This is a genomic window from Bordetella genomosp. 12, from assembly GCF_002261355.1.
In the GTDB taxonomy this organism is placed as follows: domain Bacteria; phylum Pseudomonadota; class Gammaproteobacteria; order Burkholderiales; family Burkholderiaceae_B; genus Bordetella.
This window is the reverse complement of sequence record NZ_NEVU01000003.1, coordinates 1,431,849-1,458,128: the sequence shown is the minus strand read 5'-3', so window position 1 is coordinate 1,458,128 and position 26,280 is coordinate 1,431,849. Positions and strand designations below refer to the sequence as shown.

Annotated in this window: 25 protein-coding genes and 1 tRNA gene; 16 read left to right on the top strand and 10 right to left on the bottom strand. The window is 65.6% G+C overall.

The window, feature by feature from the left end:
• Nucleotides 1-117 precede the first annotated feature (117 nt).
• The 7 genes from lysM to CAL22_RS18765 form a co-directional block, all read right to left on the bottom strand.
• On the bottom strand, nucleotides 118-564 hold the full coding sequence (gene lysM / locus CAL22_RS18795) for a peptidoglycan-binding protein LysM (RefSeq protein ID WP_094815756.1): 447 nt from the start codon (nucleotides 562-564) through the stop codon (nucleotides 118-120).
• Between the two features lie 133 nt (nucleotides 565-697).
• Complete coding sequence (gene thiS, locus CAL22_RS18790) at nucleotides 698-898, bottom strand: sulfur carrier protein ThiS (RefSeq protein ID WP_094815754.1); 201 nt, start codon at nucleotides 896-898, stop codon at nucleotides 698-700.
• A 5-nt stretch (nucleotides 899-903) separates the two neighbouring features.
• Nucleotides 904-1,851, bottom strand: a complete 948-nt coding sequence (gene pip / locus CAL22_RS18785) for a prolyl aminopeptidase (protein ID WP_094815752.1) — start codon at nucleotides 1,849-1,851, stop codon at nucleotides 904-906.
• Nucleotides 1,852-1,871: 20 nt separating this feature from the next.
• On the bottom strand, nucleotides 1,872-2,651 hold the full coding sequence (gene trmB, locus CAL22_RS18780) for a tRNA (guanosine(46)-N7)-methyltransferase TrmB (RefSeq protein ID WP_094815750.1): 780 nt from the start codon (nucleotides 2,649-2,651) through the stop codon (nucleotides 1,872-1,874).
• A 57-nt stretch (nucleotides 2,652-2,708) separates the two neighbouring features.
• Nucleotides 2,709-3,869: a CaiB/BaiF CoA transferase family protein gene (locus CAL22_RS18775; RefSeq protein WP_094815748.1), complete on the bottom strand. Its 1,161-nt coding sequence runs from the start codon at nucleotides 3,867-3,869 to the stop codon at nucleotides 2,709-2,711.
• A 1-nt stretch (nucleotide 3,870) separates the two neighbouring features.
• Nucleotides 3,871-4,848 (bottom strand): Bug family tripartite tricarboxylate transporter substrate binding protein, encoded by a 978-nt coding sequence (locus CAL22_RS18770; RefSeq protein ID WP_432264314.1) that lies wholly within the window; start codon nucleotides 4,846-4,848, stop codon nucleotides 3,871-3,873.
• 53 nt (nucleotides 4,849-4,901) lie between these two features.
• Entirely contained in the window at nucleotides 4,902-6,578 is a 1,677-nt protein-coding gene (locus CAL22_RS18765; RefSeq protein WP_094815744.1) for an acyl-CoA dehydrogenase family protein, read from the bottom strand.
• 103 nt (nucleotides 6,579-6,681) lie between these two features.
• Between CAL22_RS18765 and CAL22_RS18760 the strand changes: the two genes are divergently transcribed.
• Together CAL22_RS18760 and CAL22_RS18755 are read left to right on the top strand one after the other, a co-directional pair.
• Complete coding sequence (locus CAL22_RS18760) at nucleotides 6,682-7,569, top strand: LysR family transcriptional regulator (protein WP_094815742.1); 888 nt, start codon at nucleotides 6,682-6,684, stop codon at nucleotides 7,567-7,569.
• Nucleotides 7,570-7,631: 62 nt separating this feature from the next.
• Nucleotides 7,632-8,012 (top strand): VOC family protein, encoded by a 381-nt coding sequence (locus tag CAL22_RS18755; RefSeq protein WP_094815740.1) that lies wholly within the window; start codon nucleotides 7,632-7,634, stop codon nucleotides 8,010-8,012.
• Nucleotides 8,013-8,037: 25 nt separating this feature from the next.
• On the opposite strand, the gene CAL22_RS18750 is transcribed toward CAL22_RS18755, so the two are convergent.
• Nucleotides 8,038-8,988 (bottom strand): LysR family transcriptional regulator, encoded by a 951-nt coding sequence (locus CAL22_RS18750; protein ID WP_094815738.1) that lies wholly within the window; start codon nucleotides 8,986-8,988, stop codon nucleotides 8,038-8,040.
• A 93-nt stretch (nucleotides 8,989-9,081) separates the two neighbouring features.
• On the opposite strand from CAL22_RS18750, the gene CAL22_RS18745 reads away from it, so the two are divergent.
• The 10 genes from CAL22_RS18745 (at nucleotide 9,082) to CAL22_RS18700 (ending at nucleotide 19,152) form a co-directional block, all read left to right on the top strand.
• Complete coding sequence (locus tag CAL22_RS18745; RefSeq protein WP_094815736.1) at nucleotides 9,082-10,557, top strand: aldehyde dehydrogenase; 1,476 nt, start codon at nucleotides 9,082-9,084, stop codon at nucleotides 10,555-10,557.
• 6 nt (nucleotides 10,558-10,563) lie between these two features.
• Nucleotides 10,564-11,586 carry an NAD-dependent epimerase/dehydratase family protein gene (locus CAL22_RS18740; RefSeq protein WP_094815735.1) on the top strand — a complete coding sequence of 341 codons (1,023 nt, stop codon included), beginning with the start codon at nucleotides 10,564-10,566 and terminating at the stop codon, nucleotides 11,584-11,586.
• A gap of 124 nt (nucleotides 11,587-11,710) precedes the next feature.
• Nucleotides 11,711-12,676: a Bug family tripartite tricarboxylate transporter substrate binding protein gene (locus CAL22_RS18735; RefSeq protein ID WP_167383688.1), complete on the top strand. Its 966-nt coding sequence runs from the start codon at nucleotides 11,711-11,713 to the stop codon at nucleotides 12,674-12,676.
• Between the two features lie 45 nt (nucleotides 12,677-12,721).
• A complete protein-coding gene (locus tag CAL22_RS18730; RefSeq protein ID WP_094815733.1) occupies nucleotides 12,722-13,813 on the top strand; it encodes an Ldh family oxidoreductase in 1,092 nt (363 codons plus the stop codon).
• A gap of 34 nt (nucleotides 13,814-13,847) precedes the next feature.
• Complete coding sequence (locus CAL22_RS18725) at nucleotides 13,848-14,822, top strand: tripartite tricarboxylate transporter substrate binding protein (protein WP_094815732.1); 975 nt, start codon at nucleotides 13,848-13,850, stop codon at nucleotides 14,820-14,822.
• 36 nt (nucleotides 14,823-14,858) lie between these two features.
• Nucleotides 14,859-15,536: an RraA family protein gene (locus CAL22_RS18720; RefSeq protein ID WP_094815731.1), complete on the top strand. Its 678-nt coding sequence runs from the start codon at nucleotides 14,859-14,861 to the stop codon at nucleotides 15,534-15,536.
• The gene (locus CAL22_RS18715) at nucleotides 15,533-16,498 is read left to right on the top strand and encodes a 2-hydroxyacid dehydrogenase (RefSeq protein ID WP_094815730.1); all 966 of its coding nucleotides are present in this window, start codon (nucleotides 15,533-15,535) and stop codon (nucleotides 16,496-16,498) included. Before CAL22_RS18720 ends, CAL22_RS18715 begins: the two co-directional genes overlap by 4 nt.
• Nucleotides 16,495-17,916: an FAD-binding oxidoreductase gene (locus CAL22_RS18710; RefSeq protein ID WP_094815729.1), complete on the top strand. Its 1,422-nt coding sequence runs from the start codon at nucleotides 16,495-16,497 to the stop codon at nucleotides 17,914-17,916. The genes CAL22_RS18715 and CAL22_RS18710 overlap by 4 nt, the downstream gene beginning before the upstream one ends.
• 75 nt (nucleotides 17,917-17,991) lie before the next feature.
• Complete coding sequence (locus tag CAL22_RS18705; RefSeq protein ID WP_094815728.1) at nucleotides 17,992-18,951, top strand: tripartite tricarboxylate transporter substrate binding protein; 960 nt, start codon at nucleotides 17,992-17,994, stop codon at nucleotides 18,949-18,951.
• Between the two features lie 127 nt (nucleotides 18,952-19,078).
• Nucleotides 19,079-19,152, top strand: a tRNA-Gly gene (locus CAL22_RS18700).
• Nucleotides 19,153-19,670: 518 nt separating this feature from the next.
• Here the strand turns inward: CAL22_RS18700 and CAL22_RS18690 are convergent.
• Nucleotides 19,671-20,618 (bottom strand): LysR family transcriptional regulator, encoded by a 948-nt coding sequence (locus tag CAL22_RS18690; protein WP_167383687.1) that lies wholly within the window; start codon nucleotides 20,616-20,618, stop codon nucleotides 19,671-19,673.
• A 135-nt stretch (nucleotides 20,619-20,753) separates the two neighbouring features.
• Here CAL22_RS18690 and CAL22_RS18685 point away from each other — a divergent pair, with 135 nt between their 5' ends.
• From CAL22_RS18685 to CAL22_RS18675, 3 genes are read left to right on the top strand one after another with little or no spacing between them, the layout of a single operon-like run.
• A complete protein-coding gene (locus CAL22_RS18685) occupies nucleotides 20,754-22,055 on the top strand; it encodes a selenocysteine synthase (RefSeq protein ID WP_094815727.1) in 1,302 nt (433 codons plus the stop codon).
• Nucleotides 22,052-23,059, top strand: coding sequence for a glutamate cyclase domain-containing protein (locus CAL22_RS18680; RefSeq protein WP_094815726.1), 1,008 nt, complete (start codon nucleotides 22,052-22,054; stop codon nucleotides 23,057-23,059). Before CAL22_RS18685 ends, CAL22_RS18680 begins: the two co-directional genes overlap by 4 nt.
• 20 nt (nucleotides 23,060-23,079) lie before the next feature.
• A complete protein-coding gene (locus CAL22_RS18675) occupies nucleotides 23,080-24,078 on the top strand; it encodes a Bug family tripartite tricarboxylate transporter substrate binding protein (RefSeq protein WP_094815725.1) in 999 nt (332 codons plus the stop codon).
• A gap of 229 nt (nucleotides 24,079-24,307) precedes the next feature.
• On the opposite strand, the gene CAL22_RS18670 is transcribed toward CAL22_RS18675, so the two are convergent.
• The gene (locus CAL22_RS18670) at nucleotides 24,308-25,213 is read right to left on the bottom strand and encodes a LysR family transcriptional regulator (RefSeq protein ID WP_094815724.1); all 906 of its coding nucleotides are present in this window, start codon (nucleotides 25,211-25,213) and stop codon (nucleotides 24,308-24,310) included.
• 83 nt (nucleotides 25,214-25,296) lie between these two features.
• Between CAL22_RS18670 and CAL22_RS18665 the strand changes: the two genes are divergently transcribed.
• The gene (locus CAL22_RS18665; protein ID WP_244193942.1) at nucleotides 25,297-26,256 is read left to right on the top strand and encodes a 3-hydroxyacyl-CoA dehydrogenase NAD-binding domain-containing protein; all 960 of its coding nucleotides are present in this window, start codon (nucleotides 25,297-25,299) and stop codon (nucleotides 26,254-26,256) included.
• The last annotated feature ends 24 nt before the right edge of the window (nucleotides 26,257-26,280 follow it).

Sequence of the window (26,280 nt, the reverse complement as noted above, 5' to 3'; positions counted from 1 at the left end):
CGCATAAAAAACGGCCAAACATCGCGTTTGGCCGAATCCGCCGGCACTGACGGGATAGCCCGCGCCGGCACAGGCCAGCCAACGCTGCGGGGTCGGCCGGCCCGATCTGAATGCGGTTTACGACAGCGGGGGGATGCGCAGCACCTGCCCCGGATAGATCTTGTCCGGGTCGCTGAGCATGGGCTTGTTGGCCTCGAAGATGACGTTGTACTGGCCGCCCTTGCCTTTGCCATATTGCGCTTCGGCGATCTTCCACAGCGTGTCGCCCTTTTGCACGGTGTACATCTTGGCTTCGGGGGCGGCCTGCTTGGCCGTGAGCTGGTTGTCCACCTTGGCCACGCCCACGGTATTGCCCAGGGCGAGCGCGATTTTTTCGGCCTCTTCGGTCGAGGCGGCTTCGCCGCTGACCGTGACGGTATCGCCATTGACGCTGATGTCGAGGTTGGAGGCCGACAAACCATGCTTGTCGAGTTCTTTCTTCAGTTCTTCCGCCGTGGCGGCCTTGGCTTCGCTGGCGCCAAAGAGTTTTTCGCCGACATCCTTGATGAAACTGAGCAGGCCCATGGTCTTGTCCCTTTTCCGGTTGTTGATGACAACGAGGGCCGGGGTCGGCTGACCCCGGCGCTAGGACCGATTATGGTCAAGCAGGCATGTCGGCGAAATGACGAGGTTGTAACAGCTTGCTAGCCTGCCGGGCTCAGCCGCCGCCGACGGCCACGACGATTTCCACCTGGTCGCCGTCGGCCAGCGGGGTGCCGGCGTGTTGGCTTTTGGGCACGATGTCGCCATTGCGCTCGACCGCGACGCGCTTGCCCGTATAACCGAGGGTGTCGAGCAGGCCGAGAACGGTGGTGCCGGCCGGCAACTCGCGCGCCTGGCCGTTGAGCGTGATCTGCATATCAATCAATCCTTGCTGCTGGCATATCGGTTGGTGGCCTCGATCAGACGGGCCAGGATGCCGGGCTCGTCGAAGGCGTGACCCGCATCGGGCACGAGATGGAAGTCCGCCTGCGGCCAGGCGCGGTGCAGATCCCAGGCCGTGCGCGCGGGGGTGCAGACATCGTAGCGTCCTTGCACGATGGTGCCGGGAATGCCGTGCAGCTTGTGCGCATCGCGCAGCAGCTCGCCTTCTTCCATGAAGCCGGCGTGGACGAAATAATGGTTTTCGATGCGGGCGAAGGCCAGCGCCGCGCGATCGGCGGCATGGCTTTGCTGGTGGCGCGGGCTGGGCAGCAGGGTGATGGTGTGATCTTCCCATTGGCTCCAGGCCTTGGCGGCGCGCAATTGCTCGGCCGTGTCTGCGCCGGTGAGGCGCTGGCGGTAGGCCGCGATCATGTCGCCGCGCTCCGCTTCGGGAATGGGCGCGAGGTAGCCTTCCCAGCGGTCCGGGAAGAGCCAGGACGCGCCTTCCTGGTAGAACCACAAGAGCTCGGCGCGGCGCAGCGTGAAGATGCCGCGCACGACCAGTTCGCTGACGTGCGCCGGGTGCGTTTCGGCGTAGGCCAGGGCCAGGGTCGAGCCCCAGGAGCCGCCGAACACCAGCCAGCGCTCGGCGCCCATGACTTCCTGGCGCAGCCGCTCCATGTCGGCCACCAGATCCCAGGTGGTGTTGTTCTGCAGGCTGGCGTGCGGCGTGGAGCGCCCGCAGCCGCGCTGATCGAACAGCAGCACGTTGTAGCGCTGCGGGTCGAACAACTGGCGATGCACCGGCGAGCAGCCGCTGCCAGGGCCGCCATGCAGAAAGACAGCGGGCTTGCCCTGCGGGTTGCCGCAAAGCTCCCAATACACCTGGTGGCCGTCGCCGGTGTCCAGCATGCCATGGCGGTAGGGCTCGATCGCGGGATAGAGCATGGGGACTCTCCTTGAGGGACTCAGGCCTTGCGCTTGAAGATCAGGTCCCAGACGCCATGGCCCAGACGCAGGCCGCGGGTCTCGAACTTGGTTTGCGGGCGGTAATCGGGCCGCTCGGCGTAGTCAGGCGCGGTGTTCTCGAGCAGCGCCTCGCCGCTGAGAACCTCCAGCATCTGCACGGCGTAGTCCTGCCAATCGGTGGCGCAGTGCAGGTAACCGCCGGGGCGGATACGGCTGGCCAGCAGATGCACGAAAGGCGGCTGCAGCAGGCGGCGCTTGTGATGGCGTTTTTTGGGCCAGGGGTCCGGAAAATAGACATGCACCCCGGCCAGCGAATCGGGGGCGATCATGTCGCGCACCACTTCGACGGCATCGTGCTGGATGATGCGCACATTGGGGATCTGGGAAGTCTCGATCCGGTGCAGCATGGAGCCCACGCCGGCGTTGAAGACTTCCACGCCCAGAAAGTTGTCGCCGGGACGGGCCAGCGCGATCTTCTCGGTGGTCTCGCCCATGCCGAAACCGATTTCCAGGATGGTCGGCGCCTCGCGCCCGAAGGCGGCGGCCGGATCCAGCGGGCGCGCCGCATAGGGCAGGGCCCATTTGTCCATCAACTGATCGAGGGCATCGCGCTGGCGTTGCGTGATGTGGCCGCGGCGATGCACAAAGCTGCGGATGTGCGTGGCGCCAGGACTGGCCGGCGCGTGCTGGGCCGGTTCCAGCGCGGCCTGGGTGGCCGGCGTCAGGGGCTCGGCATCCGCCGCGGCGGGGGGGAGATTGGTCGGGGTATTCGCGTTCATAACCCGGATTGTAGTGGGAGCCGCCGCCCCGGAAAATCGGGGGGCGGATCCCGGGGTTCAGGCTGCTTCGGGGGGCACGCCGAGCTCGGCGTTGGCCTCGCCCTTGGCCGGCGGCGCGCGACGCAGGCTGGCCGGGGTGCGCGACAGTTTGATGGGGCTGGCGATGCCGCGATAGCTTGCGTCTTCGAGCACCATGCCCCGGTGGTGCGTATGGGGATGATCGAGGACTTCGGCGACATCCTGCACGGCCGCGGCCGGCACCCCGTGCTTGAGCAGGCGTTCTGCCAGCTCGGCGGCCTGGTGCGCACGCAGCAGGCCGCTCAAGGCCTCGCGCAGCGCCGGGCGATGGGTCAGGCGTGCGGCGTTATCGGCAAAGCGTGGGTCGCTGGCGAGTTCGGGCGCGCCCAGGGTCTCGCACAGGCCCGCGAACTGGCGGTTGTTGCCCACGGCCAGGAAAATCTCGCCGGCTGCGGTGGCGAAGGTTTCGTAGGGCGCGATGTTGGGATGGGCATTGCCGCTGCGCTGGGGGACCTGGCCGCCATAGAAGTAATTGGCCGCATGCGGGTGCAGCAGCGAGATGGCGCAGTCATACAGCGTGATGTCCAGAAACTGGCCCAGGCCGCTGCGCTCGCGTTCGTAGAGCGCCAGCAGAATGGCCGAGGCGGCGTTCAGGCCCGTGACCATGTCCACCACGGGCAGGCCCACGCGCGTGGGCGGGCCGTCGCGCTCGCCATTGACACTCATCAGGCCGCACATGGCTTGCGCGCAGGCGTCGTAACCCGGCAGGCCGCCCAGGGGGCCGTCGCCGCCAAAGCCGCTGACGCGGCAATGGATCAGGCGCGGGAAGTCGGCCTTCAGGCGCTCATAGCCCAAGCCCCATTTTTCCATGGTGCCGGGCTTGAAGTTCTCCACCACGACATCGGCGTCGGCCAGCAGCCCGAGCAGAAAGGCACGCCCTTCGGGCCGCGCCAGGTTCAGTGTGATGCCGCGCTTGTTGCGGTTGACGCCGGCGAAGTAGGAGGCCGAGCCTCCCGCCACGCCGTCGGCAAACGGCGGGCCCCAGCCGCGCGTCTCGTCGCCGTCGGGCGGCTCGATCTTGAGGACATCGGCGCCATGGTCGGCCAGCATCTGGGTGCAGTAAGGGCCGCCCAGCACGCGCGACAGATCAATGACTCGGCAGCCGGCCAGGGCGCCTTGGGGCAGAGCGGATGCGTTCATGTCAGTCGATGGAAATATTGGCTTCGTGGATGACCTTGCCCCATTTGTCCACTTCTTCATTGATGAAGGTCTGCAGGGCCTGGGGGCTGCGCTCTTTGGCGGGCACGATGCCTTGCCGGGTGAGCGTTTCGTTGACGGCGGCCGAGTCCAGCGTATTGATGAAGGCCTTGTTGAGCTTGTCGACGATCTCGGGCGGCGTGCCCTTGGGCGCGACGATGCCGAAGAACACGCTCACGTCGTAGCCCGGCAGGCCTTGTTCGGCCAACGTGGGCAGATCGGGCAGCGAGGCGGAGCGTTCGGCGCTGGCCAGCCCGATGGGGCGCAGCTTGCCCGATTGCACAAAGGGCAGGGCCGTCAGGATGTCGGTGAAGGACATGGACACCTGGCCGCCCACCAGATCGTTGAGCGCCGGGCCCGTGCCTTTGTAGGGCACGTGCAGGATGCGCGTCTGCGCCATGTTGTTAAAGAGGACGCCGGCCAGATGCGAGGAGGCGCCATTGCCCGACGACGCATAGCTCAGTTGCTCGGGGTGGCTGCGCGCATACGCGATGAGCTCTTGCTCGTTGTGCGCGGGCACCGAAGGATGCACGACCAGGATGTTGGGCAGATGGCCGATGCGCACGATGGGCGTGAAACTGGTGCGCGGGTCATAGCCCTGGTTTTTGTACAGGCTGACATTGATGGCCAGCGGGCCCGACGTGCCGAACAACAGCGTGTAGCCATCGGGTTTGGCGCGCGCGACATACTCGGCGCCGATGTTGCCGCCGGCGCCGCCGCGGTTCTCCACCACGACAGTCTGGCCGAGCTGGTCTTTCAGGCCTTCGGCCAACCGGCGCGCCATGGCGTCGGTCGGGCCGCCCGGCGGGAAGGGGACGACGAGCGTGACGGGGTGGTCGGGGTAGGCCGCCTGCGCGCCGCCGATCAGGCAGGCTCCCAGGGCGAGCGCCGCGCCCAGGCGGCGTAGGGTCATGCGTGGCATGGAGTGTCTCCTGTCGTTATGGACACGCGGCGGATCGAGCCGCCGCGCGGGGGTCAGGCCTGGGCCTGCAATACGCGCTGATTCAGCGCATCTTCGTTTTCTTCCGGGGCGCAAGGGTCGCGCGGCAGCAGGCGATGACGCAGCACCTGATCGGCCAGCAGGGCGCGGCCGGCCAGCGCCGGCAGCCGGGCCTCCCAGCGCAGCGCGGCCAGCGACAGCGCGTGGTACAGCGCCGAGGCCGCCTGGCGGGCCAGCTCATCACGCTGCCCCTGCGCCGCATGATCGGCCAAGGCGAACGCCGCATCCAGCGCCTGGCGCTGGCGCTCGGCCAAGGCCGCGTCGCAGGGGCGGCCGGCTTGCAGCAGGGCGTCCACATGGGCGCGCAGCGCGGGCAAGGCGTCTTCGCGGCGGATGGCGCGCAGCACATCCAGCGCCACGATATTGCTCGTGCCTTCCCAGATCGAACCCAGATGGGCGTCGCGCATCAAACGCGGCTCGACCCATTCTTCGATATAGCCGCAGCCACCGCGCACTTCCATGGCGTCGCCGGTGACTTTGCGCGCATCGCGGCAGGCGCGGAACTTGATGAGCGGCGTCATGATACGCGCCAGGGCCGGGCTGGCCTGGCCGGCTTCGGCCTGCGCCAGCGCCTGGGCGGTCTGGTACATCACGCTGCGGGCCTGTTCGGTCCAGAGCATCATCTTGGCGAGCTGGCGGCGCATCAGGGGCATATCCACCAGCGAGCGGCCGAAGGCCTGGCGCTCGCGCGCCACGAACATGGCCTCGCTCACGGCCCGGCGCATGAGGCCGGCCGCACGCATGCCGTTGGACAGACGCGAGTTGTTGATCATGTCGGCCATCTGCTTGAAGCCGCGGCCGCGTTCGCCCACCAGCCAGGCGCGCGCGCCTTCCAGGCGGATTTCGCCGCTGGCCATCGAGCGCGTGCCCAGCTTGTCTTTCAAGCGCAGAATGCGATAGTGATTGTGCGTGCCGTCGGGCAGGTCGCGCGGCAGCAGAAACAGCGACACGCCCTTGAGGCCGGGATCGCTTTCGCTGCGGGCCAGCACCATGGCAAAGCCCGCGTCGGGATTGGAGCAGAACCATTTGTCGCCGCTCAAGCGCCAGGTGCCGTCTTCGTCCAGGTGCGCCTCGGTCGCGGTGGCGCTGACGTCCGAGCCCGCGCCCTGTTCGGTCATGAACATGGCGCCCTGGCGCAGGGTGTCGAAGTCCAGGCTGGTGACCTGCGGCACGACCTGCTCGACGAGGGCGGGGTCACCATAGCGGCGCAGCGTGCGCGCCAGCGAATCCGTCATGCTCACCGGGCAGCACAGGCCGAACTCGGCCTGCACGAACAGGTGGCTCAAGGCATATTTGGCCGCCGCCGGCATGGGTTGGGACCAGCCCAGCACCCCGGCGCGGTGCGACAGCGCCGCCAAGCCGAATTCGCTGTAGGCCAGGCGTTCCAGCTCCACGTAGGCGGGGTGTTTTTCCAGGCGCGACTCGTCCGCGCCACTGCGATGGCGCACCGACAGGGTGGGCGCATGGTGGTCGGCCGTCATGGCCAGCTCGTCCATCCGGCCGCCCGCCAGTTCGCCCAGCCGGCGCAGATGCGGCAGCAGATGGGCATAGAGATCCGCGGGCAGATAGCACGCCGCCATGGGCGCGGCATAGGGATCCACATCGAAAAGGTTCTGGCCCCGGGAGTCCGGGACGGCGGTCTGTTCGGGCATGACGATTCCAGAGGTCGGTTGGCTCGATGGTGCGCCGGCTTATCGATCCATACAAATACTGTTTTAATGTCAATCAATACAAAAAGAATATCGACGGAGACTTATGGAACTGCGCCTGCTGCGTTACTTCATCGCCGTGGCCGAAGAGCGCCACTTCGGCCGGGCCGCGCGGCGCCTGCATATTTCGCAGCCGCCGCTGTCGTACGCCATCCGCCAGCTCGAGGAGCAAATGGGCGTGCGTCTGCTCGAGCGCAATAGCCGGCATGTGGCGCTGACACCGGCCGGGCAGGTGCTCTACGGCCAGGCCCAGGCGCTGCTGCGCCAGTCGGAAGAGATCAGCCTGCTGGTGCAGCGCGTCGATGCGGGCTTGCAGGGGCGTTGCCGCATCGGCTTCGTGGGCTCCATGCTGTACCGGGGCCTGCCCGACGTGCTGGCCCAGTTGCGGCTGCAACTGCCCGGGGTCGAACAAGTTTTGCAGGAGCGCAATTCGCACGACCAGATCGAGGCCATCCAGCGCGGCGAACTCGACCTGGGCTTCGTTCATGCCAACCCCCTGCCGCCCGAAGTCTGCAGCCTGGACCTCATGGCCGAGCCCTTCGTGGTCTGCCTGCCGCAGGGGCATCCGCTGGCGGCGCGGCGCAAGCTCGAGCTGCGCGAACTGGTCGACGACGACTTCATTTTTTTCGCGCGCGAAGCGTCGCCCAGCTATCACGAGACCGTGCTGTCGTTGTGCGTGGCGGCGGGGTTTCATCCGGCCGTGCGCCATGAGGTCAGGCACTGGTTGAGCGTGTGTTCCCTGGTCTCCCAAGGCCTGGGCGTATCCATCGTGCCGGCCTGCATGGCGCGCAGCCGTCTGGCCGGCACGCGCTTTCTCCACTTCGATCATGAGGCGCGTTCGCGCAGCCAGCTCATCTGGCCGGCCCGCCACGGCTCGCCCCTGGCCGAGCGCACCCTGGCCATCGTGCGCGAGCATTTCGTCAAGCCGGCGTAGCCGGTGGCCGGCACGCCGGCCAGGCGCTACCATCGTGGCGGACCCACCACCGGTAGCGCCTCATGATCGATCATCTCGACCACCTCGTCCTGACCACCGCCAACGAAACCGCCTGCGTGGATTTCTACGTCGGGCTGCTGGGCATGACCCTGGAGCGCTTTGGCCAGGGCCGCAAAGCCTTCCGGTTCGGCAACCAGAAAATCAACCTGCACATCAAGGGTAGTGAGTTCGAGCCCAAGGCGCATCTGCCCGTCCCGGGCGCGTTGGACCTGTGCTTTATCGCCGCCATCCCGCTCGATGACGTCATCGCCCAGCTCTCGGCCAAGGGCGCCACCATCATCGAAGGCCCGGTGCGCCGCACCGGCGCCGTGCACGCCCTGCGCTCCATCTACCTGCGCGACCCGGACCTGAACCTGATCGAGATTTCGGAACGCGCGGATTGAGGGGGGCGTCTGCCGCGAGGCAGCCTCATCCGGCGGGCGGTAGCGCCGGCAGCGGCAGCAGGCGCGGCTGTATGGCAGCCATCGCCTTACCCAGCTGCGCAATCAACGCCTGGGCCGCCGGCGACAGGGAACGGTCGCGGCGGTGGAGCAGCCCGATATAGCGGCGCGCGGAGGCATCGCCGAGCGGGGTGCAGCGCAGCCCCGACAGATTGAGCTCGGGCAGCGCCAGGCGCGGCAGCACGCTCACCCCTAAGCCCTGCCGCACCATGCCAGCGGCGGTGCCCATATGCGTGACGTCATAGCGCAAGGCGGTGGCTGGCGCGTCGACCTCGTCGCGCACGGCGCGGTCGAATTGCTGGCGCGCGTTGGAGCCTTGTGACAGCAGAATCAGGTCGTACCGCAATACGTCGCGCCAATGCAGCGTGCCGGACTCGTCATCGAGCGGATGGCCGGCCGGATACACCGCGCAGAAGCAGTCTTCGCCCAGGGGGGTGAAGGTCAGATCGGGCATGGGTTCGGCCTGCGCGGCCACCGCGAATTCGATCTGGTTGGTGCGCAGCAGCGTCACCAGCTCGTCGTTGTGCGCTTCGACCACGCGCACCTTGAGCGCCGGATGCGCCAGGCGCAGGGTGCCGGTCGCGGCAGGCAGCAGGCTGAGCGCGGTCGAGGGCAAGGCCCCGAGCGCCACGTTGCCGCGCCGCACGGCGGCCAGGTCTGCGAGGCTGCGATAGGCCTCTTCCAGGTCGGCGATGGGGCGTTGCACGCGCGCGTAGAAATCCTGGCCGGCCGAGGTCAGGCTGATGCTGCGCGTGGTGCGCTCGAAGAGACGCAGGCCCAGGACTTCTTCCAGGTCCTGAATCAATGCCGTGAAAGACGGTTGCGTCACGCCGAGATGGTTGGCTGCGTGCGTGAAGGAGCCGGTATCCACCGCCAGCAGGAAGGCCTTGAGCGGCCGGTATTTGATATTGATAGCCATAGACTAAGAATATTAGATAAATATCTATTTGTATCTAATAATTGGCCGCCCGATGATGACGTCTGTCGAAGCCCTTCCGGATTCCGAGACGTTATGGACGCACCAAGCAACAAGCCCTTCCGGCTGGGCGCCAACTGGCGCCTGAGCCACGACGGCGACGCCGTCATTACCTCCATCAACCCGGCCGATGGCAGCATCGCCGGCATCGTCACCCGCGCCCTGCCAGAGGACGTGGATACGGCGGTCGGCATTGCCTGGGAAGCCTACCGGCACAAGCCCTGGCGCAAGCTGCGTCCGGATCAGCGCGCCGCCACGCTGTACGAGATCGGGCGCCGCCTGTCCGCCGAGCGCGAACCCCTGGCCCGCCTGCAGATGCTCGACAGCGGTAAGCCGTGGAAGGAGTGCCTGAACATGGTCGACAGCGCGGCCGGGCATTTCCGGTATTACGCCGCGGTGTGCGAGACCTGGCAGAACGAAATGACCTCGCCCCGGGGAGAGTACTTTTCGATGGCGCTGGCCGAGCCCTTCGGCGTCATTGCCGCCATTACGCCGTGGAACTCGCCCATCATGAATGAGGCGCAGAAAGCCGCGCCCGCCCTGGCCGCGGGGAATGCGGTGCTGATCAAGCCTTCCGAGGAAACACCGCAACTGGCGCTGGAGCTGGCACGCATCTGCACGGAGGCGGGCCTTCCGGAAGGGCTGCTGACGGTGCTGCCCGGTTATGGCGAGGACGTGGGCGCGGCGCTGGTACGGCATCCCGGGGTGCGGATGGTGTCGTTTACGGGCGGCACTGAAACCGGGCGCGCGATCGGCGGTATTGCTGGCCAGCGCCTGATTCCGGTCGGCCTGGAACTGGGCGGAAAGTCGCCGCATATGGTGTTCGAGGACGCCGACCTGGAGCGTGCGGTGGCCGGGGTCGTATCGGGCATTTTCGGTTCGGCCGGGCAGAGTTGCGTGGCCGGTTCCAGGCTGTTCGTGCAGAAGTCCATCTATGGGCGCTTCATGGATGCGCTGGTGGAGCGCACGCGGCAGATCCGGGTCGGTCTGCCCGACGATCCCGCCACCCAGATGGGACCGCTCGTTTCGCGGGCGCATCGTGACAAGGTCGCCGGCTACGTCGATATCGGGCGCGCCGAAGGCGGCCGCGTGCTGGTCGGCGGAGCGCCGCCCGCCCAGCAAGAACTGGCCAACGGCTGGTTTTATCTGCCCACGGTGATCGATGGCTTGGGCAACGGCGCGCGCGTCTGCCAGGAAGAAATATTCGGCCCCGTGCTCGTGGCCTTGCCCTTCGAGGATGAGGAGGATGTCGTCGGCCAAGCCAACGACACCGCCTTCGGTCTGGCTGCGGGCATGTGGACGGGCGACTATGCGCGCGCCTGGCGCGTGGCCCGCGAAATCGAAGCCGGTTCGATCTGGATCAACACCTATAAGCAATCGCACATCGCCACGCCATTCGGCGGCTTCAAGGCCAGCGGCATCGGGCGCGAGAAAGGCCTGCACGGCCTGCGCCTGTATAGCCAGGTCAAGAGCCTGTATTGGGGCATGCACGACAAACCCTTGGGACTTTGAACATCTATGACGACTGAAAAGAAAGGCATTGCGCTGTCGCTGGCCGACTCCCGTATCCTGATCGCCGGCGCCGCCAGCCTGGTGGGCTCCCACACCGCCGACGCCCTGCTGGCGGCTGGCGTCAGAGAGGTGGTGCTATTGGACAATTTCGCTTTCGGCACCCCCGAGGCGATTGCGCATCTCAAGGACAACCCGCGCGTCAAAGTGGTGCGTGGCGATCTGATGCGCCTGCCTGACCTGTTGGCCGCTACCGAAGGCGTGGACGGGGTGCTGCACCTGGCCGCCTATATGACGCTGGGCTTCGCGCAGACGCCCTGGCAGGCGGTGGATGTGAACATCCGTGGCGCACAAAACATGCTGGAAGCCTGCCGCGCCAACAAGGTCAAGAAGATCGTCTTTGCTTCCTCCAATGCGGTCTACGGTTACGGCACGGGCATCGCGGGGGCTTTGGTGGAAAACGGACCCTTCCATTCCGTGGGGGCGCCGCCCGCCGCCATCCTGTATGGCGCATCCAAGATCATGGGTGAACAGCTCTGCCGTCAGTACTACCAGAAGGCGGGTCTGGATTACGTGGTGTTGCGGTATTCCACCGTATACGGCGAGCGTCAGCATTACCGCGCGGCCAATTCGCTCTACATCATGGAAACCTATGACCGGGTGCGCAAAGGGGAACGCCCGGTGCTGCCCGGCGATGGCACGGATACCAAACACTTTGTCCACGTGTCAGACGTGGCGCGCGCCAACGTGGCGGCCTTTCAAAGCAACGCGACCGACGTGGCCGTGAATGTGTCGGGCCCGGCGCCCATCACGACAGGCGAGTTGGTGCGGCTGGTTCTCGATTACTGCAAAAGCGATCTGCAGCCCGAGATCAAGCCGGACCCGCCGGGCACCGTGCGCCTGACCTCTGGCGGCGCTTTCCATATTCCCCACGACCTTGCGGGTCAGAAAATCGGCTGGCAACCCAAGGTCAGCATGGCCGAGGGCGTTTCCCGGTTGCTGGCATGGCGTGAGGCGCAGGAGAGCGCTTAGCGCAGCAGACAGGCCAGAGCGATTCGCCACACGGCGCCGCAGAGCGCCGGGGCAGGACAGTGAAAAGCATCGCAGGTCCGCCACCTCGAACGCGGACCCGATGCGCCCACGAGGAGACAACATTATGAAAATTGCATCCCTGTTTCTGGCGGCGAGCCTGGCCGTGGGTCTGGCGGCGCCGGCAGGCGCCGCGGAGGACTACCCGGCGCGGCCCATTCGTCTGGTCGTGCCATTTCCCGCGGGCAGCACCACCGACGCCATGGCCCGCTTCCTGGGTGAGCGCGTCGGCAGAGCCTTGGGCCAAAGCGTGATCGTCGAGAACAAGGCCGGGGCCCAGGGCAGTATTGCGGCCTCGGAAGTCAGCCGCGCCGCGCCGGACGGCTACACGCTGTTGGTGGGCACCAACTCCACGCAATCGGCCAACGTACACCTGTTCAAAAAGCTGGCCTACGACCCCGAGCACGATTTCGCCGCGATCACCCAATTCACCATGAACCCCTTGGTGCTGGTCGTGCGGCCGGACCTGCCGGTGCAGGATGTGGCGCAGCTCATTGCCTATGCCAAGGCGAATCCGGGCAAGCTCAACTACGGCACCGGGAACACCGGCAGCCTGGCCGCCGCGCAGATGCTCAAAAGCATGGCGGACATCCAGGCGGTGGACGTCCCCTATGCAGGCACGCCGCAAGCCATCACGGACCTGCTGGCCGGGCGGTTGGACTTCATGATCACGGATATCTCCGTGACGCGCCCCTACATCGATGCCGGCAAGTTGCGCGCGCTGGCGGTCACGCCGCGCGAGCGTGTTGCCTCCTTGCCGGACACGCCCACGCTGGCGCAATCCGGTCTGCCCGACTACGAGTTCGTGGCCTGGGGTGGGTTGTTCGCGCCGGCCGCGACCCCCGCGCCCGTGGTCGCGCGTTTGAATCAGGCTTTCGTGCAGGCCTTGCAAAGCGAGGAGGCGACGGCCTTCTTTGCCAAGCAGGGCCAGCAAGCCGCGCCGCGTACGCCCCAAGCGTTCAACGACTACGTTGCGTCGCAGACGGTGCTGTGGGGCGAGCTTCTGGCCGCCGCGGGCCAGAAGAAGCAATAACGCGACGCCGGAAATTTGACAGCCGAACAGGGCGGGAGGGGGGCAATGAGCGCAATCACTGTGGACGCCGGGAAAGTAAAGCGTCAGATACTGGTCATTCTCGATGCCTGGGGCATGGCGCCGGATCTGGCGCAGACCGCCGCAGACATCATGGTCGAAACGGACTTGCTGGGCGTGGATTCGCACGGGGTATCCATGCTGATGATGTACGAGGACATGCGCAACACCGGCATGCTGTCTTTGCAGTCCCGGCCGCGCGTCGTGCGCGATCGCGGCTGTACGGCCCTGTTGGACGGGGGCGCCGGGCTGGGCCATCCGGTGTCGGCCATGGCCATGACACTGGCCGCCGACAAGGCGTTGGAGCACGGCGTGGGCGTGGTGGGCGTGCGGAACTCGCATCATTTCGGCGCGGCGGGCCTGTATGCGCGCATGGCCAGTGCGCGCGGGCTCGTGGGCCTGGTGACCACCGCCACGCGAGGGATGACGATGGTGCCGCCTCGCGGAGCGGCCCCCGTGCTGGGCACCAATCCCTTGGCGTTCGCGGCGCCCGCGGGCCGCAACCCGGCCTTCGTGCTGGATATGTCGACGACCACCGTGGCCGCCAACAAGGTCAAGGTCTATCAGCTCAACGACACATCCATGCCCGCAGGCTGGGTGGTGGATCCGGCGGGCCAGCCGGTCATCGATCCTCAGGCGGGCATGGACTACGTGTTCAGGCAGCCCGAGGGAGGGTTGACACCCTTGGGCGGCTCATTGGAACTGGGCAGCCACAAGGGCTATGGCCTGGCGATGATGGTGCACATATTGGGCGGCACCTTGACCGGCGCATCGTTCTCCCCGATTCGGAATCGCACGCAGAAGCCGGGCGACCCCGACAACATCGGCCATTTCTTCATGGCCATCGATCCGGATGCATTTCGAGACGAGGGAGAGTTCGAGAGCGATCTGGACGCCGTCATCGACACGATGCATGCCACCCCGCCGGCCGACCCCGACGAACCCGTGATGGTGGCCGGCGAACCCGAGATGGCCACGCGCGAGCAGCGGCTGCGCGAGGGCATACCGATCCCGGCCCGGCTGGACGCGCATATCCGTGAGATCTGCGCGCGCAGCGGGGCCGATTACGTCCTTCAGTAGTCAGAGCAGAAAAACATCCACAGGAGACAGAGCAATGAATAAGCGCAAGTGCATGGCAGGCATGTTGGCCGCGATCGGGCTGATTTTCGGTGCAGGCGCGGCGGGGGCGGCAGGCTATCCGGACAAGCCGGTGACGTTGATCGTGCCGTATCCCCCCGGCGGCGCCACGGATGTCATCGCGCGGCTGATCGCGGAGAAGCTGCCGGCGGTATGGGGGCAGCAGGTCATTATCAACAACCGGCCCGGCGCCGGCACGACGGTGGCCGCCGAGGCGGTGGCCCGTTCTCCCGGTGATGGTTACACGCTATATATGACCACGGCGGCCCACACCATCAGCGCCAGTCTCTACAAAAAACTGAACTATGACCCCTTGAAGGACTTTGCGCCGCTGACGCTGACCGCCACCATCCCGCTGGTGCTGGTGACCGCGCCCTCCTTGCCGGTCAAGAATCTAGACGAGCTGATCGCTTATGCCAAAGCGGCCCCCGATGGCTTGAGCATGGCCTCCACCGGCAACGGCACGCCGCAGCATCTGACTGGCGAGCTGTTCAAGGCCCGGGCCGGACTGAAACTGGTGCATGTGCCGTATCGCGGTGACGCGCCGATGCTGACGGATTTGATCGGCGGTCAGGTGCAGATGGCATTCGTCACGCTGTCGGCGGCCCTGCCGCACATTCAGGCCGGCAAGCTCAACGCGATTGCGCTGGCGCATCCGCGCCGTGTCGACGCCATCGCGCAGGTGCCGACGATGGCCGAGGCCGGAATGAAGGACTTCGAGGCCGCGACCTGGTTCGGCCTGTTCGCGCCATCGAGCATGCCTGCCGAGCAGCGCCAGAAGATCTATCGGGATGTCTCCAAGATCGTGGCCACGCCCGAGATGACCAAGAAACTGCAAGAGATGGGAGGCGACGTGAACAACAGTTCGCCTCAGGCGTTTCAGGCATTCATCAATGAAGAAGCGAAGCGTTGGGCCGAGGGCGTGAAGCTCTCGGGGGCGCAGATCGACTGACCGGCCACACAACCATTCCGACGGAGTCAATGCAAAATGAGTCATTCCGAGCAAGATCTCTTGGCGCGCTGCGCCCTTATCGGAACCAGTACCTGGGCCGACGCCATGGACACGCTGGGCATCGCGGGAGTGGTCCAGGGGATCACGCGTCGCGGGGGGCAAGGACGCATGGCGGGCTTTGCCGTCACGGCGCGCCACGTCTGGGGCGGGTTGGGGGACTTCGACCGTAGCGACTTCGCCGTGGGCCGCCTCGTGGCCGCGACTGGCCCGGGGCGGGTGTTGATGGTGGACGCCGGGGGGACGTGTATCTCCACGTTCGGCGGCATTGCGTCGATGGCGGCGTCCAAGCGCCAGGCGACCGCGGTGGTCATCGACGGCGCCTGCCGCGATGTCGACGAAATCCAGGCCACGGGCCTGTGGCTGGCCAGCCGTCACGTCACGCCGCTGACCGGCAAGACGCGGCTGCGGCTGCAGGCGATGGGTGAGCCGGTGACGATAGGCGGTGCGCAGGTGGCCGAGGGCGACCTCGTGGTCGGCGACGACACGGGGCTGGTCGTCGTACCGCGCGCGCGCCTGCAGGACGTGCTGGCCGCGGCGCAGGAAGCCTTGGCGGTCGATGAGCGAGTGGAGCAGGGCATACGCGACGGTCTGTCCTTCGCGCAGGCTGCCGCCGCGGCCAACTATATTCCGGCCCGCGCGGGAGAACATGCGTGACTGCCGCTTTCGACGTGGTGCAGGTGGCGTCGCTGGGCCCGGCTTTCGATGCGCGGCTCGCGCAGCGCTGCCGTGTCCTGCAGACCTGGCACGAGCCCCGGGGGCTGGCCGCGTTCGGCACGGCGTTGCCAGGGATTCGCCTTGCGGTGACTTCGGTGCGCCACGGCTTTACTGGCGGCATGTTTGATGCGTTGCCGGATCTGAAGGCCGTGTGCAGTTGGGGCGTCGGGCACGACACGCTGGACTTGCACGAGGCGGCACGGCGCGGCATCGGCGTCAGTGTCACGCCCGATGTGCTGGACGACTGCGTGGCGGACCTGGCCTGGGCGCTCTTGCTGTCAGCCGCGCGGCGCACGGCGGCCGGCGATCGCTATGTGAAGACCGGTCAGTGGCGCGCGCTGGGGCAGTTTCCCGTGACGACCCGGGTGTCGGGCAAGCGCCTGGGCATTCTTGGGCTGGGACGCATCGGCGAGGCGATCGCCCGGCGCGCGACTGGATTCGATATGCAGGTGCGCTATCACAACCGCAGCCCGAGGCCGGATTCGCCCTATGGATATGCGCACTCCCTGGTGGAACTGGCCGACTGGGCCGACTTCCTGGCCGTGGCGTGCGTGGGCGGCGCAGCCACGCGCCATCTGGTGGACGCCGCCGTGATTCGCGCGTTGGGGCCGCGAGGCATTCTGGTGAATATCGCGCGCGGCAGCGTGGTGGACCAGACGGCGGTCCTGGCCGCGCTGCGCAGTGGTGAGCTGGGCGGCGCGGGGCTGGATGTGCTCGAGCGCGAGCCTACCGATGCCGCGGAATTCGCCGACCTGGACCAGGTGTCGCTGATGCCGCATGTGGGCAGTGCCACGCACGAGACGCGCGCCGCGATGGCGGACCTGGTCTTTGACAATGTGGATAGCTTTCTGCGCACCGGAGCCTTGCTCACGCCCGTCGCCGCCAGGGAGATGCAGGCATGAGCCAGGCGACCTTGTTGACGAACCTCATCGCCTGTCTGGGCGCGCCGAATGTGCTGACGGGCCCGGACGCCGAACCTTACCTCACCGACTGGCGCCGCACCCTTACCGGCCGGGCTCTGGCGGTGCTGCGGCCCGCCGATACCCGCGAAGTGGTCCAGGTGGTCCGCTTGTGCGCGGCCGCCGGAGTCCCCATCGTGCCGCAGGGCGGCAATACCGGCCAGGTCGCCGCCGCCACGCCGGATACCAGTGCCTCGGCCGTGGTGTTGTCTATGGCGCGCATGAACCGCATCCGGGCAGTGGACCTGGACAATGACACCATGACGGTCGAGGCTGGATGCGTGCTGCAGACTGTTCAAGAGGCCGCCCGCCGCGCGGGCCGCTTGTTTCCGCTCTCTCTGGGGGCGCAAGGCAGTTGCACCCTAGGCGGTAACCTGGCTACCAATGCCGGCGGCACGCAGGTGCTGCGCTATGGCAACGCGCGCGAGCTTGCGTTGGGTCTGGAGGTCGTCACACCGCAAGGCGAAGTATGGGACGGTCTGCGCGGCCTGCGCAAAGACAACACCGGCTACGACCTGCGGGATTTGTATATCGGCAGCGAGGGCACGCTGGGCATTATCACTGCCGCGGTACTCAAACTCTTTCCCTTGGCGGCGGCCCAACGCACCGCCCTGATCGTGGTGCCGGGCCTGCCGCAGGCGTTGCTCCTGTTGCAGCGCGCCCGCGCCGGCTTCGGTGCGGCGCTGACGGCTTTCGAGGTCATGTCGGCGCATTGTTTGCGCGATGTGATGCGCGCGTTTCCGCAGCAGCGTCTGCCCTTCGCCACCCTGGCCGATGACGCCTGGTGCGCGCTGCTGGAGCTCTCCGACAGCGAGGACGAACAGCATGCGCAAGCGCGGCTGGAGGCCGTGCTGACGGCGGCGCTGGAAGCCGGCGAGGCCGAGGATGTGGCGGTGTCGGTCTCCGGCGCGCAAAGCGCCGCATTCTGGCATCTGCGCGAAAGCATTACGCTCGCGCTCGCTCAGGCCCCGGCTTGCGTGAAACACGACATCTCCCTGCCGGCGTCGCGGATTCCCGACTTCGTGATCGCCACCGATCAGGCCCTGGCTGCCGCGTTTCCTGGCGTGGCGATGCGGGTGTTCGGCCACCTGGGCGACGGCAATCTCCATTACAACCTGCTGCCCCCGCCGGAGGCCTCGCAGACCGCAATCCAGCGATTCGTGCATGACCGTGTGCACCAGGCAGGCGGGTCCATCAGCGCTGAACAGGGCATCGGCCAGCGGCGTGTCGACGACCTCGAACGCTACAAAAGCGCGGTGGAGATGGATCTGATGCGCCGGATCAAACATGCGCTGGATCCGCAGGGGCTGATGAATCCGGGCAAGGTGCTGTCTACGGGCGCGGCCGGCCCGGCAGCCTAGCGGCACGCGAGCGGGCTGGCGTCCTTTCTTGATGGCCGACCGGCCTGACAACCTGAGGTATGGAGACAATCAATAATGGCATTCTCATGCAATATTCTGGCGCGCGTCGCGCTCTCGGTGGCGGGCCTTTGCGCGGCCGCGCCCGTCTGGGCCTGGCCTGACCGGCCCATCGAACTCGTCGTTGGCTTCGCGCCGGGCGGCGGCACGGATCTGACGGCCCGCTCCTTGGCCGTTTTTCTGGAAAAGGAGCTCGGCACCACCGTGGTGGTTCAGAACAAACCGGGCGCCTCGAGTGCCATCGCGCTGTCCTATGTGGCGCGCGCCAAGCCCGACGGCTATACGCTGGCCATGACCAACATGCCCGGACTGGTGTCGCTGCCGATCGAACGCAAGGCGGGCTTTACCGGTGAAGACTTCACCTACCTGGCCAACCTGGTGCGCGATCCCAGCGCCTTCAGCGTGGCCAGCGACAGTCCCTATGAGACCCTGGATGCGCTGGTTTCCGCCGCGCGAGCCCAACCCAATGTCGTGAGCTATGGATCGACCGGCGTGGGCACGGACGATCATCTGGCGTTGGTGCTGTTTCAGGCCCTGACGGGCGTCAAACTGAACCATGTGCCCTATAACGGCGCCGGGCCGCTGCGTAGCGCCGTGCTGGGCGGCCATACCGTCATCGGCGGGCTGAACCTGGGCGAAGTCATGCCCTATAGCGGCAAGAGCATGCGGGTGCTGGCTCAGGCGAGCGATAAGCGCTCCCCCCTGGCGCCGGACGTGCCCACCTTCAAGGAACTGGGGGTGAATCTGGTCTTTGCCTCGGAGCGCGGCATCGTTGCGCCCAAAGGGCTGCCTGCCGAGGTCGCCAGCAGGCTGCGCCAGGCGCTGGGCAAGGTCGCCGCCAATCCGGAGTTCCAGGCTCAGATGAAGCAGCAGTTCACGGAAATGGACTATGTGGATGGGCCGCAGTGGCAACAGCGCCTCCAAGGCGACGACGCCCGCCTGCGCCAGATCTGGGCGCAAACGCCCTGGGTCGAGTGAGCGGCGTCAGCCTGACCGCGGGTGTGCGGGGCGGTGCCCGAGGCGCCACCTCAGCCGCCCAAAGCAAGCTATAATTCGCGCCTGCGTTGAACCGGGCCCCGCGCCCGGCCGGCGCCAGCCTCCCGAGGCGGGTGTAGTTCAATGGTAGAACGGCAGCTTCCCAAGCTGCATACGAGGGTTCGATTCCCTTCACCCGCTCCACTCCGCCGCTGTTCCGAGATTTCAGGATCGGGCGGTCAGGGATCAAGCTTTTGCATCTCCAGGGGCTTCCGAGTCGGCTCAGTCCGCTGACGTACGGGAAGACCACCGGCAGTCATTCCACACGAGTGCATTTTCAGTCCACCAATCGGGTGGGCGGGCGTACTGCATCGTTGCGGTCAGCGATAGGTTTATGCCGCGGCTTAGCGCCACTTGTAGAAGACGAGTGAGCGACGTCATGCGCGCTTATGTCGAGCCCTCGTCGTCTGCGGCTGGCGCCGGCTTGATCGCTTGGGCACGGGCGGCCGTGCGTCGCTTGCGGGCCAGACGCAGCCGTTCTCCCAGTGCGGACGGGAGACGGTGTTCTTGAGGGAAGACGATGGGCGGTTTGCGCGGCATGTTCGCTATTACGGACTGGATAAATCAAATGTCCGTGGCTGTCTGCCGCGGGCGAAGTCCAGGCTATCCCCCCTGTTTCGCGATGGTAAGCGGCCGCTGTATGAGCCCAGGCAAAGGCGAGTTCAGGGGGCCGGAGAAACGTCGCGAGGCGGATGGGACTCGGATTTTTGCCAGTGTTCGGCGGCTTCCTTCAGCGCTTGGAACGTCGCGTTCACGGCGGGTCTGGCTAATGCATTGGGGAGCATGGCGACACGAATCTTCCGATGGATGGGGGGCTGGAGTCCGACCATCGCTATCCCGCCCAGGCGCTCCGCCCAGCCGAGACCCATTTTCGGGATCACCGTCACCATCCCCATCTGCCGCACAAACTCGATGGTCGCGGGGGTATTGCTGCAGTTGCAAACCTCGATAGGCGTGAAACCCGCGGCCTGGCACGCTCGTATCAAGTGCGTGCGATACGCCGGCGCCGCCTGATTGATGACCCATTTTTCCTGGCTCAGCTCCTGCAGGCGCACGTTGCGGCGGCCGGCCAGGGGGTGGTCGCTCGCGACGACAAGCATGAACCGATCTTCACCGAGTTGAGCGAAATGCAGCGCTCGCGCCGGGCGCATGATGTCGGCCCACTCGTCAATAACCGCGAGATCGATCTCCCGCGCGGCGACAGCCCGGAGTCCGGCGTTTGATTCCGTCTCGTTGAAGATCAGGGAGATGTGCGGATGCTTGGCACGCAGTTGTCTAAATGCGTGCGGGGCCAATCCGGTAGCCAACGATCCAAAGGCGGAAACCCGGACCTCTCCAGTGAGAAAGTCGCTTTCAGACTGGAGATCACTTTCGATTTGCTCGACGAGGTTGAAAACCTCGGCTGCGCGTAAGGCCAGCCGTTCTCCGGCAGGCGTGAGAGTCACGCCCTGCGATGATCGGTCCAGGAGGGGTTCTTTGATTTCCTCCTCAAGCAAAGCCAGTTGCTGGGAAATGGCTGGCCGCGTCAACCCCATCGATTTTGCGACGGCGGTAATCGACCCGAGCGCAGCCAGCTCATGCAAAAGACGCAGGCGATTCAGATTGAGCATGAGCCGTTCCCTCAGCCGTTTGGCACCTTTATAGGAGCGTAAGTTTATCTTACGGCCCTTGTTAGCCAAACTGTCGTTCTAAATTTCGGCGAGCGCCCGTAAATTCTGCCCAATCTTGTCCTTGAAGTGGCGATTATGGCGAAGAACACGAGTGAGAAGGTCCCGGCCGACCGTTACGGCAACCCCTTGGACCGTACCGTAGGATATGCGCGCGGAAACATACTCAAATCCAGCGTGGAGGAGCGGCAGCGGCTGGTGCACGGACAACGCATCGCGACGCAGCGTTTGACGGAAATGGGAAGCGAGTCCATCGGGGTGTTCACGGGGAATCTTCGGGCGTTCCCTATGCAGGCAGAGCGGATGCCTGTTCTGTGTGATGAATGGACCGGACCCGGCCTGATCGACGAGGCCTTCCAGGATGCCGGCGTGAACCACCTCGGCGGCGCTCGTCCCCGGCATTCCGCGGCACTCTTTAATCGGACCAGTGGGGGCCTCATTGCGGCTATCGGCGCTTTATCTGGGGGGCGTCCCGTCGTAAGCGCTGTTCCTGAGGGAAGCAAATCGCACGCATCCGTGCCACGCGGGTGCTATGCCGCGCGTGTGGATCTCGTGGAGTGCGACACGGTAGAGGAATTCGGCGATGCCATTCGAGTTCAGCAACCGGCGTTGACGTTGATCACAACCGTGTCCAGTAATTTGGATCGGCTCGACGAGGACGTGATCGCCGGGATGGTAAAGATGGCTGTCGACGCCGGGACGATCTGCCTGGTCGACGACGCCTACGGCGCACGCATTCGACCGATCCTGCATAACGGTACGCATGCGCTGGTGATGGGGGCACACCTCGTTATCACCAACTGCGACAAGGCGGGGATGATAGGGCCGCGCGCGGGTCTATTGGTAGGCCTCGATGCGCTCGTTCAACGGGTCGCCGCAAAAGCCGCCGAATTCGGCAGCGAAGCGCGGGCTCCGATCGTCGCGGCGGTCACCGAATCGTTGGGGATTTTCGAATCTGCCTGGCTTCGCGAGGAGGCCGGGCTGGGACAGCAGTTGACCGAGTTGTTCGAACAAGAATTCGGCGCAGAGCGGGTGCAGCGTAGCGACCTGGGACCAATCATCGTTGAAGACGACGTCTTCGCTATGGTTCTGGAGCGCGCCGGCCTGCAACCCGGTGACACCAGCCTGGTGCCGGCGGAAGTGACCTCGGCCCTGGGAGCCATTCTTCTGCGCGATCACGGCGTGCTTACAACGAATACGCACGGCCAACCCGGTGCAAAGGCCTCCCTGCGGCTACGTCCGACTCCGGACGGCATCGCTCGCCTTGGTGGACTGGCGACGGTGGTCAACGCGCTTTCAACTTCGTTGGATACCTTGGCGCCTCTGGTCAGCGACCCGGGCCTCGTCTCGCAACTTATTCTGGGCAAGGATATGCAATGAATCAGCCTTCAGCACTCGCGGCCTTCGATCGGCGGTTGGATCAGCTTAGCAACATTGATATTGGAGGGCGAGGTGTCGAAGCCTTGCTCGACGCTTCCCGTGAGAAGCTTTCCGGTCACTCGCCGGTCGGGGCCGCTGCGGAGTTGCTGGCCAAGCTGCCCCGAGGGGCGACCGTGCTCTATACGACGGGCTCGGTTTCTCGCGCGTGGATCTCTCCGCGTGTCGGCGAGAATGATGGGCCGGCAGGCACCGCAATTCTCGCTCGCGCCTTGACCTTGGGCTTGGGAACGCACAACGTTGTGGTTTGTGAGGAGACTCTCGTCGATGGCCTGAAGGCGATCTTTACCGCTGCGGGCTTTTGCGTGCTTGCCTATGACGAAGCGAAGAAGGCCAGTGCAGACGGCAGCCTCGCGACTGTTTCTTTCGAGACATTCACGGTGCGCACGGACAATGCGGACCAGGAAGCCGAAGCGTTGCTGGCTCGAATCAAGCCGGATTTGCTCATTTCCGCCGAGCGCGTGGGCCGCGCAAAAGACGGTATTTACTACAGCATGCGCGCCATCGATTACGGCCAAGGACGCTCGCGTATCGACCACATCTTCGATCTGGCTTTAACCAAAGGCATCCCCACGCTTTGTATCGGTGACGGTGGCAACGAAATAGGCATGGGGCTCATCGCGGATGTGGTGGCTCGCAATGTCAAGCACGGCGCCAAGATCGGCGCGGTCTCCGCGTGTGACGTCCTGGTGACGGCCGCATGCAGCAATTGGGGGTGTACGGCTATCGCGGCTGCCTTGGCCGCGCGCTTGCGTAATCCCGCTATGCTCCATACGCCCGGCCGCGAAGAGCATTTGCTTCGTCGTGGCGTGGACGTTGGCCTGATCAACTCCGTAGACAACTGCGTCGATGCAAATGTCGACGGCATTCCGGCAGCCACCCACCTGGCGCTGGTGCAGATCATTGAAACGCTGGGCCAGCGCTTTATCGCGCAGAACATGTATTGATAGTCATTAAGAGAAAGCATATGTCCACATTCAAGCCTTCCTTTGGATTCCGCCATCTTGCGAAGATCCTGGTCATGACCTCGATATCGATGGTCTCTGGCCTGGCCAGCGCCGCACCGTGGCCCGATCATCCGATCACCCTTGTCGTTCCCTTCGCACCGGGCGGATCTGCCGACGGATTGGGACGCATACTGGCCGAAAAAATGGGCCAGAAGCTGAACCAAACGATTATTGTGGAGAACCGGCCAGGCGCGGCGACGACCATCGCCAGCAGCTATGTCGCGCGCGCCAAGCCGGATGGCTACACCTTGTACATCGGCATGATGAATCTTCATGGGATGGATAAAGTGCTCTACCCTGGAGTGGCCTACGATGGGATCAAGAGCTTCAGCCACATCAACAAGCTAGTCACTTTTCCCATGGTGGTTGTCGCTGCGAACAGCAGTCCGATCAAGAGTTTTGCGGATCTGATTGCCAAAGCCAAAGCGGAGCCCGGACGCGTTACCCATGGAAGCGCAGGGGTGGGCTCGTCGAATCATCTCGCTGCGGTGGAGTTCATGCGCGCGGCCAACGTGAAGCTGCTTAACGTGCCCTACAAGGGCGGTAATCCGGCAGCAATGGCCACCATCGCGGGCGATGTGGACATCAGCTTTGCGACGCCTCCGACCGTCATGCCTTTAGTGACTGCCGGCCGTATCAAGGCGTTGGGATTGACCTCTGCCGCGCCTTCGGCGCTGTTCCCGGGAATTCCTTCCTCTGCCGAGGCGGGATTGCCGGGGTACGATTTTGTCGTGTGGCATGGTCTGTATGGCCCGGCCGGGATGGACCCGAAGATCGTCGAGCAGCTCTATGAGGTCTCCACGGCTGTTCTCAAGGATCCGGAGGTCAAAGAGAAGTTGGGAACCCTGGGGATGGAAGCGCAACCTTCGACGTCCGTCGATGCATTCAATCAGTTCGTCCGCGGTGTTGCCAAAGACACCGAGGGGCTTGCCGCCGCTGCGAAGGCGGACGAACAATAGTACGCGCCGGCTCGCCATGCCGGAGTGAAGATCGGCCGGAGATACCTCCGGCCTTTTTTGTGCCGGGCAGGGAGCAGCGGGTCAGGGCAGGCGGGGTCTTGGCCTCCACCAGCAATGTTGTCCATAACGCACCGTCCATGAGCGCGCTAAGCCCGCTTCGCTTGACTCACCTTGATGAAGCGGCTGGGGTATCGGTGCGCGCCGTCTTGCCCTTGTCCGCATTCCGGGCTTATGCCGGCGCCGGATTTCCCATGAACGCGCGGTGCAGCGCATCGCGCAAGGCGAGGGTGGCTGGCGAGAGGTAGGCGGCGCGGCGGGTCAGCAGCACGAGCGGTTGCATGCTGGATTCGGCGTCGAAGGGCAGTTCGACCAGGCCTTTGCCGGCCGGCGACAGGAACATGGGTGTCATCAGCGCGGTGATGAGGTTGCTGGCGCGGATGAGGCTGGCGAATTGGGCCGTGGAGGTGTCGGTCTGCACGGCCGTGACGGGGGCGGGCAGGTTCAGGTCCAGAAAGGCTTTTTCGACCCACAGGCGCATACCGACAGACGGCGCGGGCAGGAGCCACTCGGCCTGGGCGAGGGCCTGCATGGTCGAGCGGCCGGGCAGGGTGAGGGGATGGCCGGCGCGCACGACCACGTGGTAGCGCTGAGGACCCAGGGCCAAGGCTTGCAGTTCGGAGCGCGGCGTCGGGGCAAAGCCGATGGCCAGGTCCAGGTCGCCCTGGCTGACCATTTCGGTGAGTTCATCGGAGACTTTGACGCTGATCTGCAGGAACTGGCCGGGATGTTGTTTGCGCCATACGGCCAGCACCGGCAGGAGTTTGGCATCCAGCAAGGCGGGGATGATGCCCACGCGCGCCACGGCTTTTTGCGCAGACTGCGCGGCCGCCATGTCGTGCCGCAGGCTTTCGTAGGAAGCGACGAGGTCGGCGGCTTTGCCATGCAGCAGATGCCCAGCCTTGGTTAGGACGACGCCGGAGGCGCTGCGCTCCATCAGGGGCAGGCCGAATTCCAATTCGAGCCGCTGCAAAACTTTGGTCACGGCGGATTGGGTCAGGCCGACACGCTCGGCCGTGCGGCGCACGTTCTGGTGCTCGGCCAGCTTCAGGAAGACGTCCGCATCCTCGATACGCATAAATACCGGATATTCCCATCAGGAATTGATTGAGGAACCATATTATCTTCGATCCGATGAAGAATGCGGCTGCAGGAGACCTGATGTTTACGCTTACAGAACTACAACAACGCCCGGCCGCCATTGTTGGCCTGGGGCAGATCGGCATGAGCTGGGCGGCGTATTTCGCCGCGCGAGGCTTTGCCGTGCGGGCCACGGACCCCGATCCCGAGGCGGCCGGCCGGACCCGCGCCTATGTCGCCAAGGTGTGGCCGGTGCTGGTCGAGCTGGGGTTGGTGACGCCCGCCGGCGCGCCCGACCGGATCAGTTTTCACGCAACGGTGACCGAGGCGGTGGCCGGCTGCGGCTGGATTCAGGAGAACGCGCCGGAAGTCGAGGCTTTGAAGATCGAGCTCCTGGCGCAGATCGATGCGGCGGCCGAGGCGGGCGCCATCATCGCGTCTAGTACGTCGGCCCTGGCCATGTCGGTGATGCAATCGGCATGCACGCGGCCGCAGCGATGCCTGACGGCGCATCCTTTCAATCCGCCGCATCTGGTGCCGCTGGTCGAGCTGGTGGGCGGCAAGGCCACGGCGCCCGCCGCGCTCGACCTCGCCGCCGATTTTTATCGCGCGATTGGACGCGAGCCCATCCGGCTGCGCCGCGAGATTTATGGGCATGTCGCCAACCGCCTGCAGTACGTGATTTTCAACGAGGCCGCGCGGCTCGTGCTCGACGGCGTGGCCTCGGTGGAGGACGTCGATCGCGCGATCACCTGGGGCCCCGGGATGCGCTGGCCTTTCGTCGGGCCCTTCATGACCTTCCATATGGCCGGGGGCGACGCGGGCATGGCAGGCGCTTTCGCCAAGTTTGCCGCGCGCGATGCCTCGAGCACGGACCGCAGCAAGCGCATCAGCCTGGGCGAGCAAGAGCGCGGGCAGTTGCACGACGGCGCGTGCGCGGCGCAACAGGGGCTGTCGATGCAGGCGCTGGAAGCGCGCCGGGATCGATTGCTGGTGGAGCTGTTGAAGGTCAAGGCGGAGATCGCCGCGCTGGGTAATTGACCCGGCGGCAACGGATCGATGGCG

Excerpts from the sequence above, each read along its gene's own strand:
- lysM (WP_094815756.1), bottom strand. The coding sequence starts at position 564 with ATGGGCCTGCTCAGTTTCATCAAGGATGTCGGCGAAAAACTCTTTGGC.
- thiS (WP_094815754.1), bottom strand. The coding sequence starts at position 898 with ATGCAGATCACGCTCAACGGCCAGGCGCGCGAGTTGCCGGCCGGCACC.
- pip (WP_094815752.1), bottom strand. The coding sequence starts at position 1,851 with ATGCTCTATCCCGCGATCGAGCCCTACCGCCATGGCATGCTGGACACC.
- trmB (WP_094815750.1), bottom strand. The coding sequence starts at position 2,651 with ATGAACGCGAATACCCCGACCAATCTCCCCCCCGCCGCGGCGGATGCC.
- CAL22_RS18775 (WP_094815748.1), bottom strand. The coding sequence starts at position 3,869 with ATGAACGCATCCGCTCTGCCCCAAGGCGCCCTGGCCGGCTGCCGAGTC.
- CAL22_RS18770 (WP_432264314.1), bottom strand. The coding sequence starts at position 4,848 with ATGCCACGCATGACCCTACGCCGCCTGGGCGCGGCGCTCGCCCTGGGA.
- CAL22_RS18765 (WP_094815744.1), bottom strand. The coding sequence starts at position 6,578 with ATGCCCGAACAGACCGCCGTCCCGGACTCCCGGGGCCAGAACCTTTTC.
- CAL22_RS18760 (WP_094815742.1), top strand. The coding sequence starts at position 6,682 with ATGGAACTGCGCCTGCTGCGTTACTTCATCGCCGTGGCCGAAGAGCGC.
- CAL22_RS18755 (WP_094815740.1), top strand. The coding sequence starts at position 7,632 with ATGATCGATCATCTCGACCACCTCGTCCTGACCACCGCCAACGAAACC.
- CAL22_RS18750 (WP_094815738.1), bottom strand. The coding sequence starts at position 8,988 with ATGGCTATCAATATCAAATACCGGCCGCTCAAGGCCTTCCTGCTGGCG.
- CAL22_RS18745 (WP_094815736.1), top strand. The coding sequence starts at position 9,082 with ATGGACGCACCAAGCAACAAGCCCTTCCGGCTGGGCGCCAACTGGCGC.
- CAL22_RS18740 (WP_094815735.1), top strand. The coding sequence starts at position 10,564 with ATGACGACTGAAAAGAAAGGCATTGCGCTGTCGCTGGCCGACTCCCGT.
- CAL22_RS18735 (WP_167383688.1), top strand. The coding sequence starts at position 11,711 with ATGAAAATTGCATCCCTGTTTCTGGCGGCGAGCCTGGCCGTGGGTCTG.
- CAL22_RS18730 (WP_094815733.1), top strand. The coding sequence starts at position 12,722 with ATGAGCGCAATCACTGTGGACGCCGGGAAAGTAAAGCGTCAGATACTG.
- CAL22_RS18725 (WP_094815732.1), top strand. The coding sequence starts at position 13,848 with ATGAATAAGCGCAAGTGCATGGCAGGCATGTTGGCCGCGATCGGGCTG.
- CAL22_RS18720 (WP_094815731.1), top strand. The coding sequence starts at position 14,859 with ATGAGTCATTCCGAGCAAGATCTCTTGGCGCGCTGCGCCCTTATCGGA.
- CAL22_RS18710 (WP_094815729.1), top strand. The coding sequence starts at position 16,495 with ATGAGCCAGGCGACCTTGTTGACGAACCTCATCGCCTGTCTGGGCGCG.
- CAL22_RS18705 (WP_094815728.1), top strand. The coding sequence starts at position 17,992 with ATGGCATTCTCATGCAATATTCTGGCGCGCGTCGCGCTCTCGGTGGCG.
- CAL22_RS18690 (WP_167383687.1), bottom strand. The coding sequence starts at position 20,618 with ATGCTCAATCTGAATCGCCTGCGTCTTTTGCATGAGCTGGCTGCGCTC.
- CAL22_RS18685 (WP_094815727.1), top strand. The coding sequence starts at position 20,754 with ATGGCGAAGAACACGAGTGAGAAGGTCCCGGCCGACCGTTACGGCAAC.
- CAL22_RS18680 (WP_094815726.1), top strand. The coding sequence starts at position 22,052 with ATGAATCAGCCTTCAGCACTCGCGGCCTTCGATCGGCGGTTGGATCAG.
- CAL22_RS18675 (WP_094815725.1), top strand. The coding sequence starts at position 23,080 with ATGTCCACATTCAAGCCTTCCTTTGGATTCCGCCATCTTGCGAAGATC.
- CAL22_RS18670 (WP_094815724.1), bottom strand. The coding sequence starts at position 25,213 with ATGCGTATCGAGGATGCGGACGTCTTCCTGAAGCTGGCCGAGCACCAG.
- CAL22_RS18665 (WP_244193942.1), top strand. The coding sequence starts at position 25,297 with ATGTTTACGCTTACAGAACTACAACAACGCCCGGCCGCCATTGTTGGC.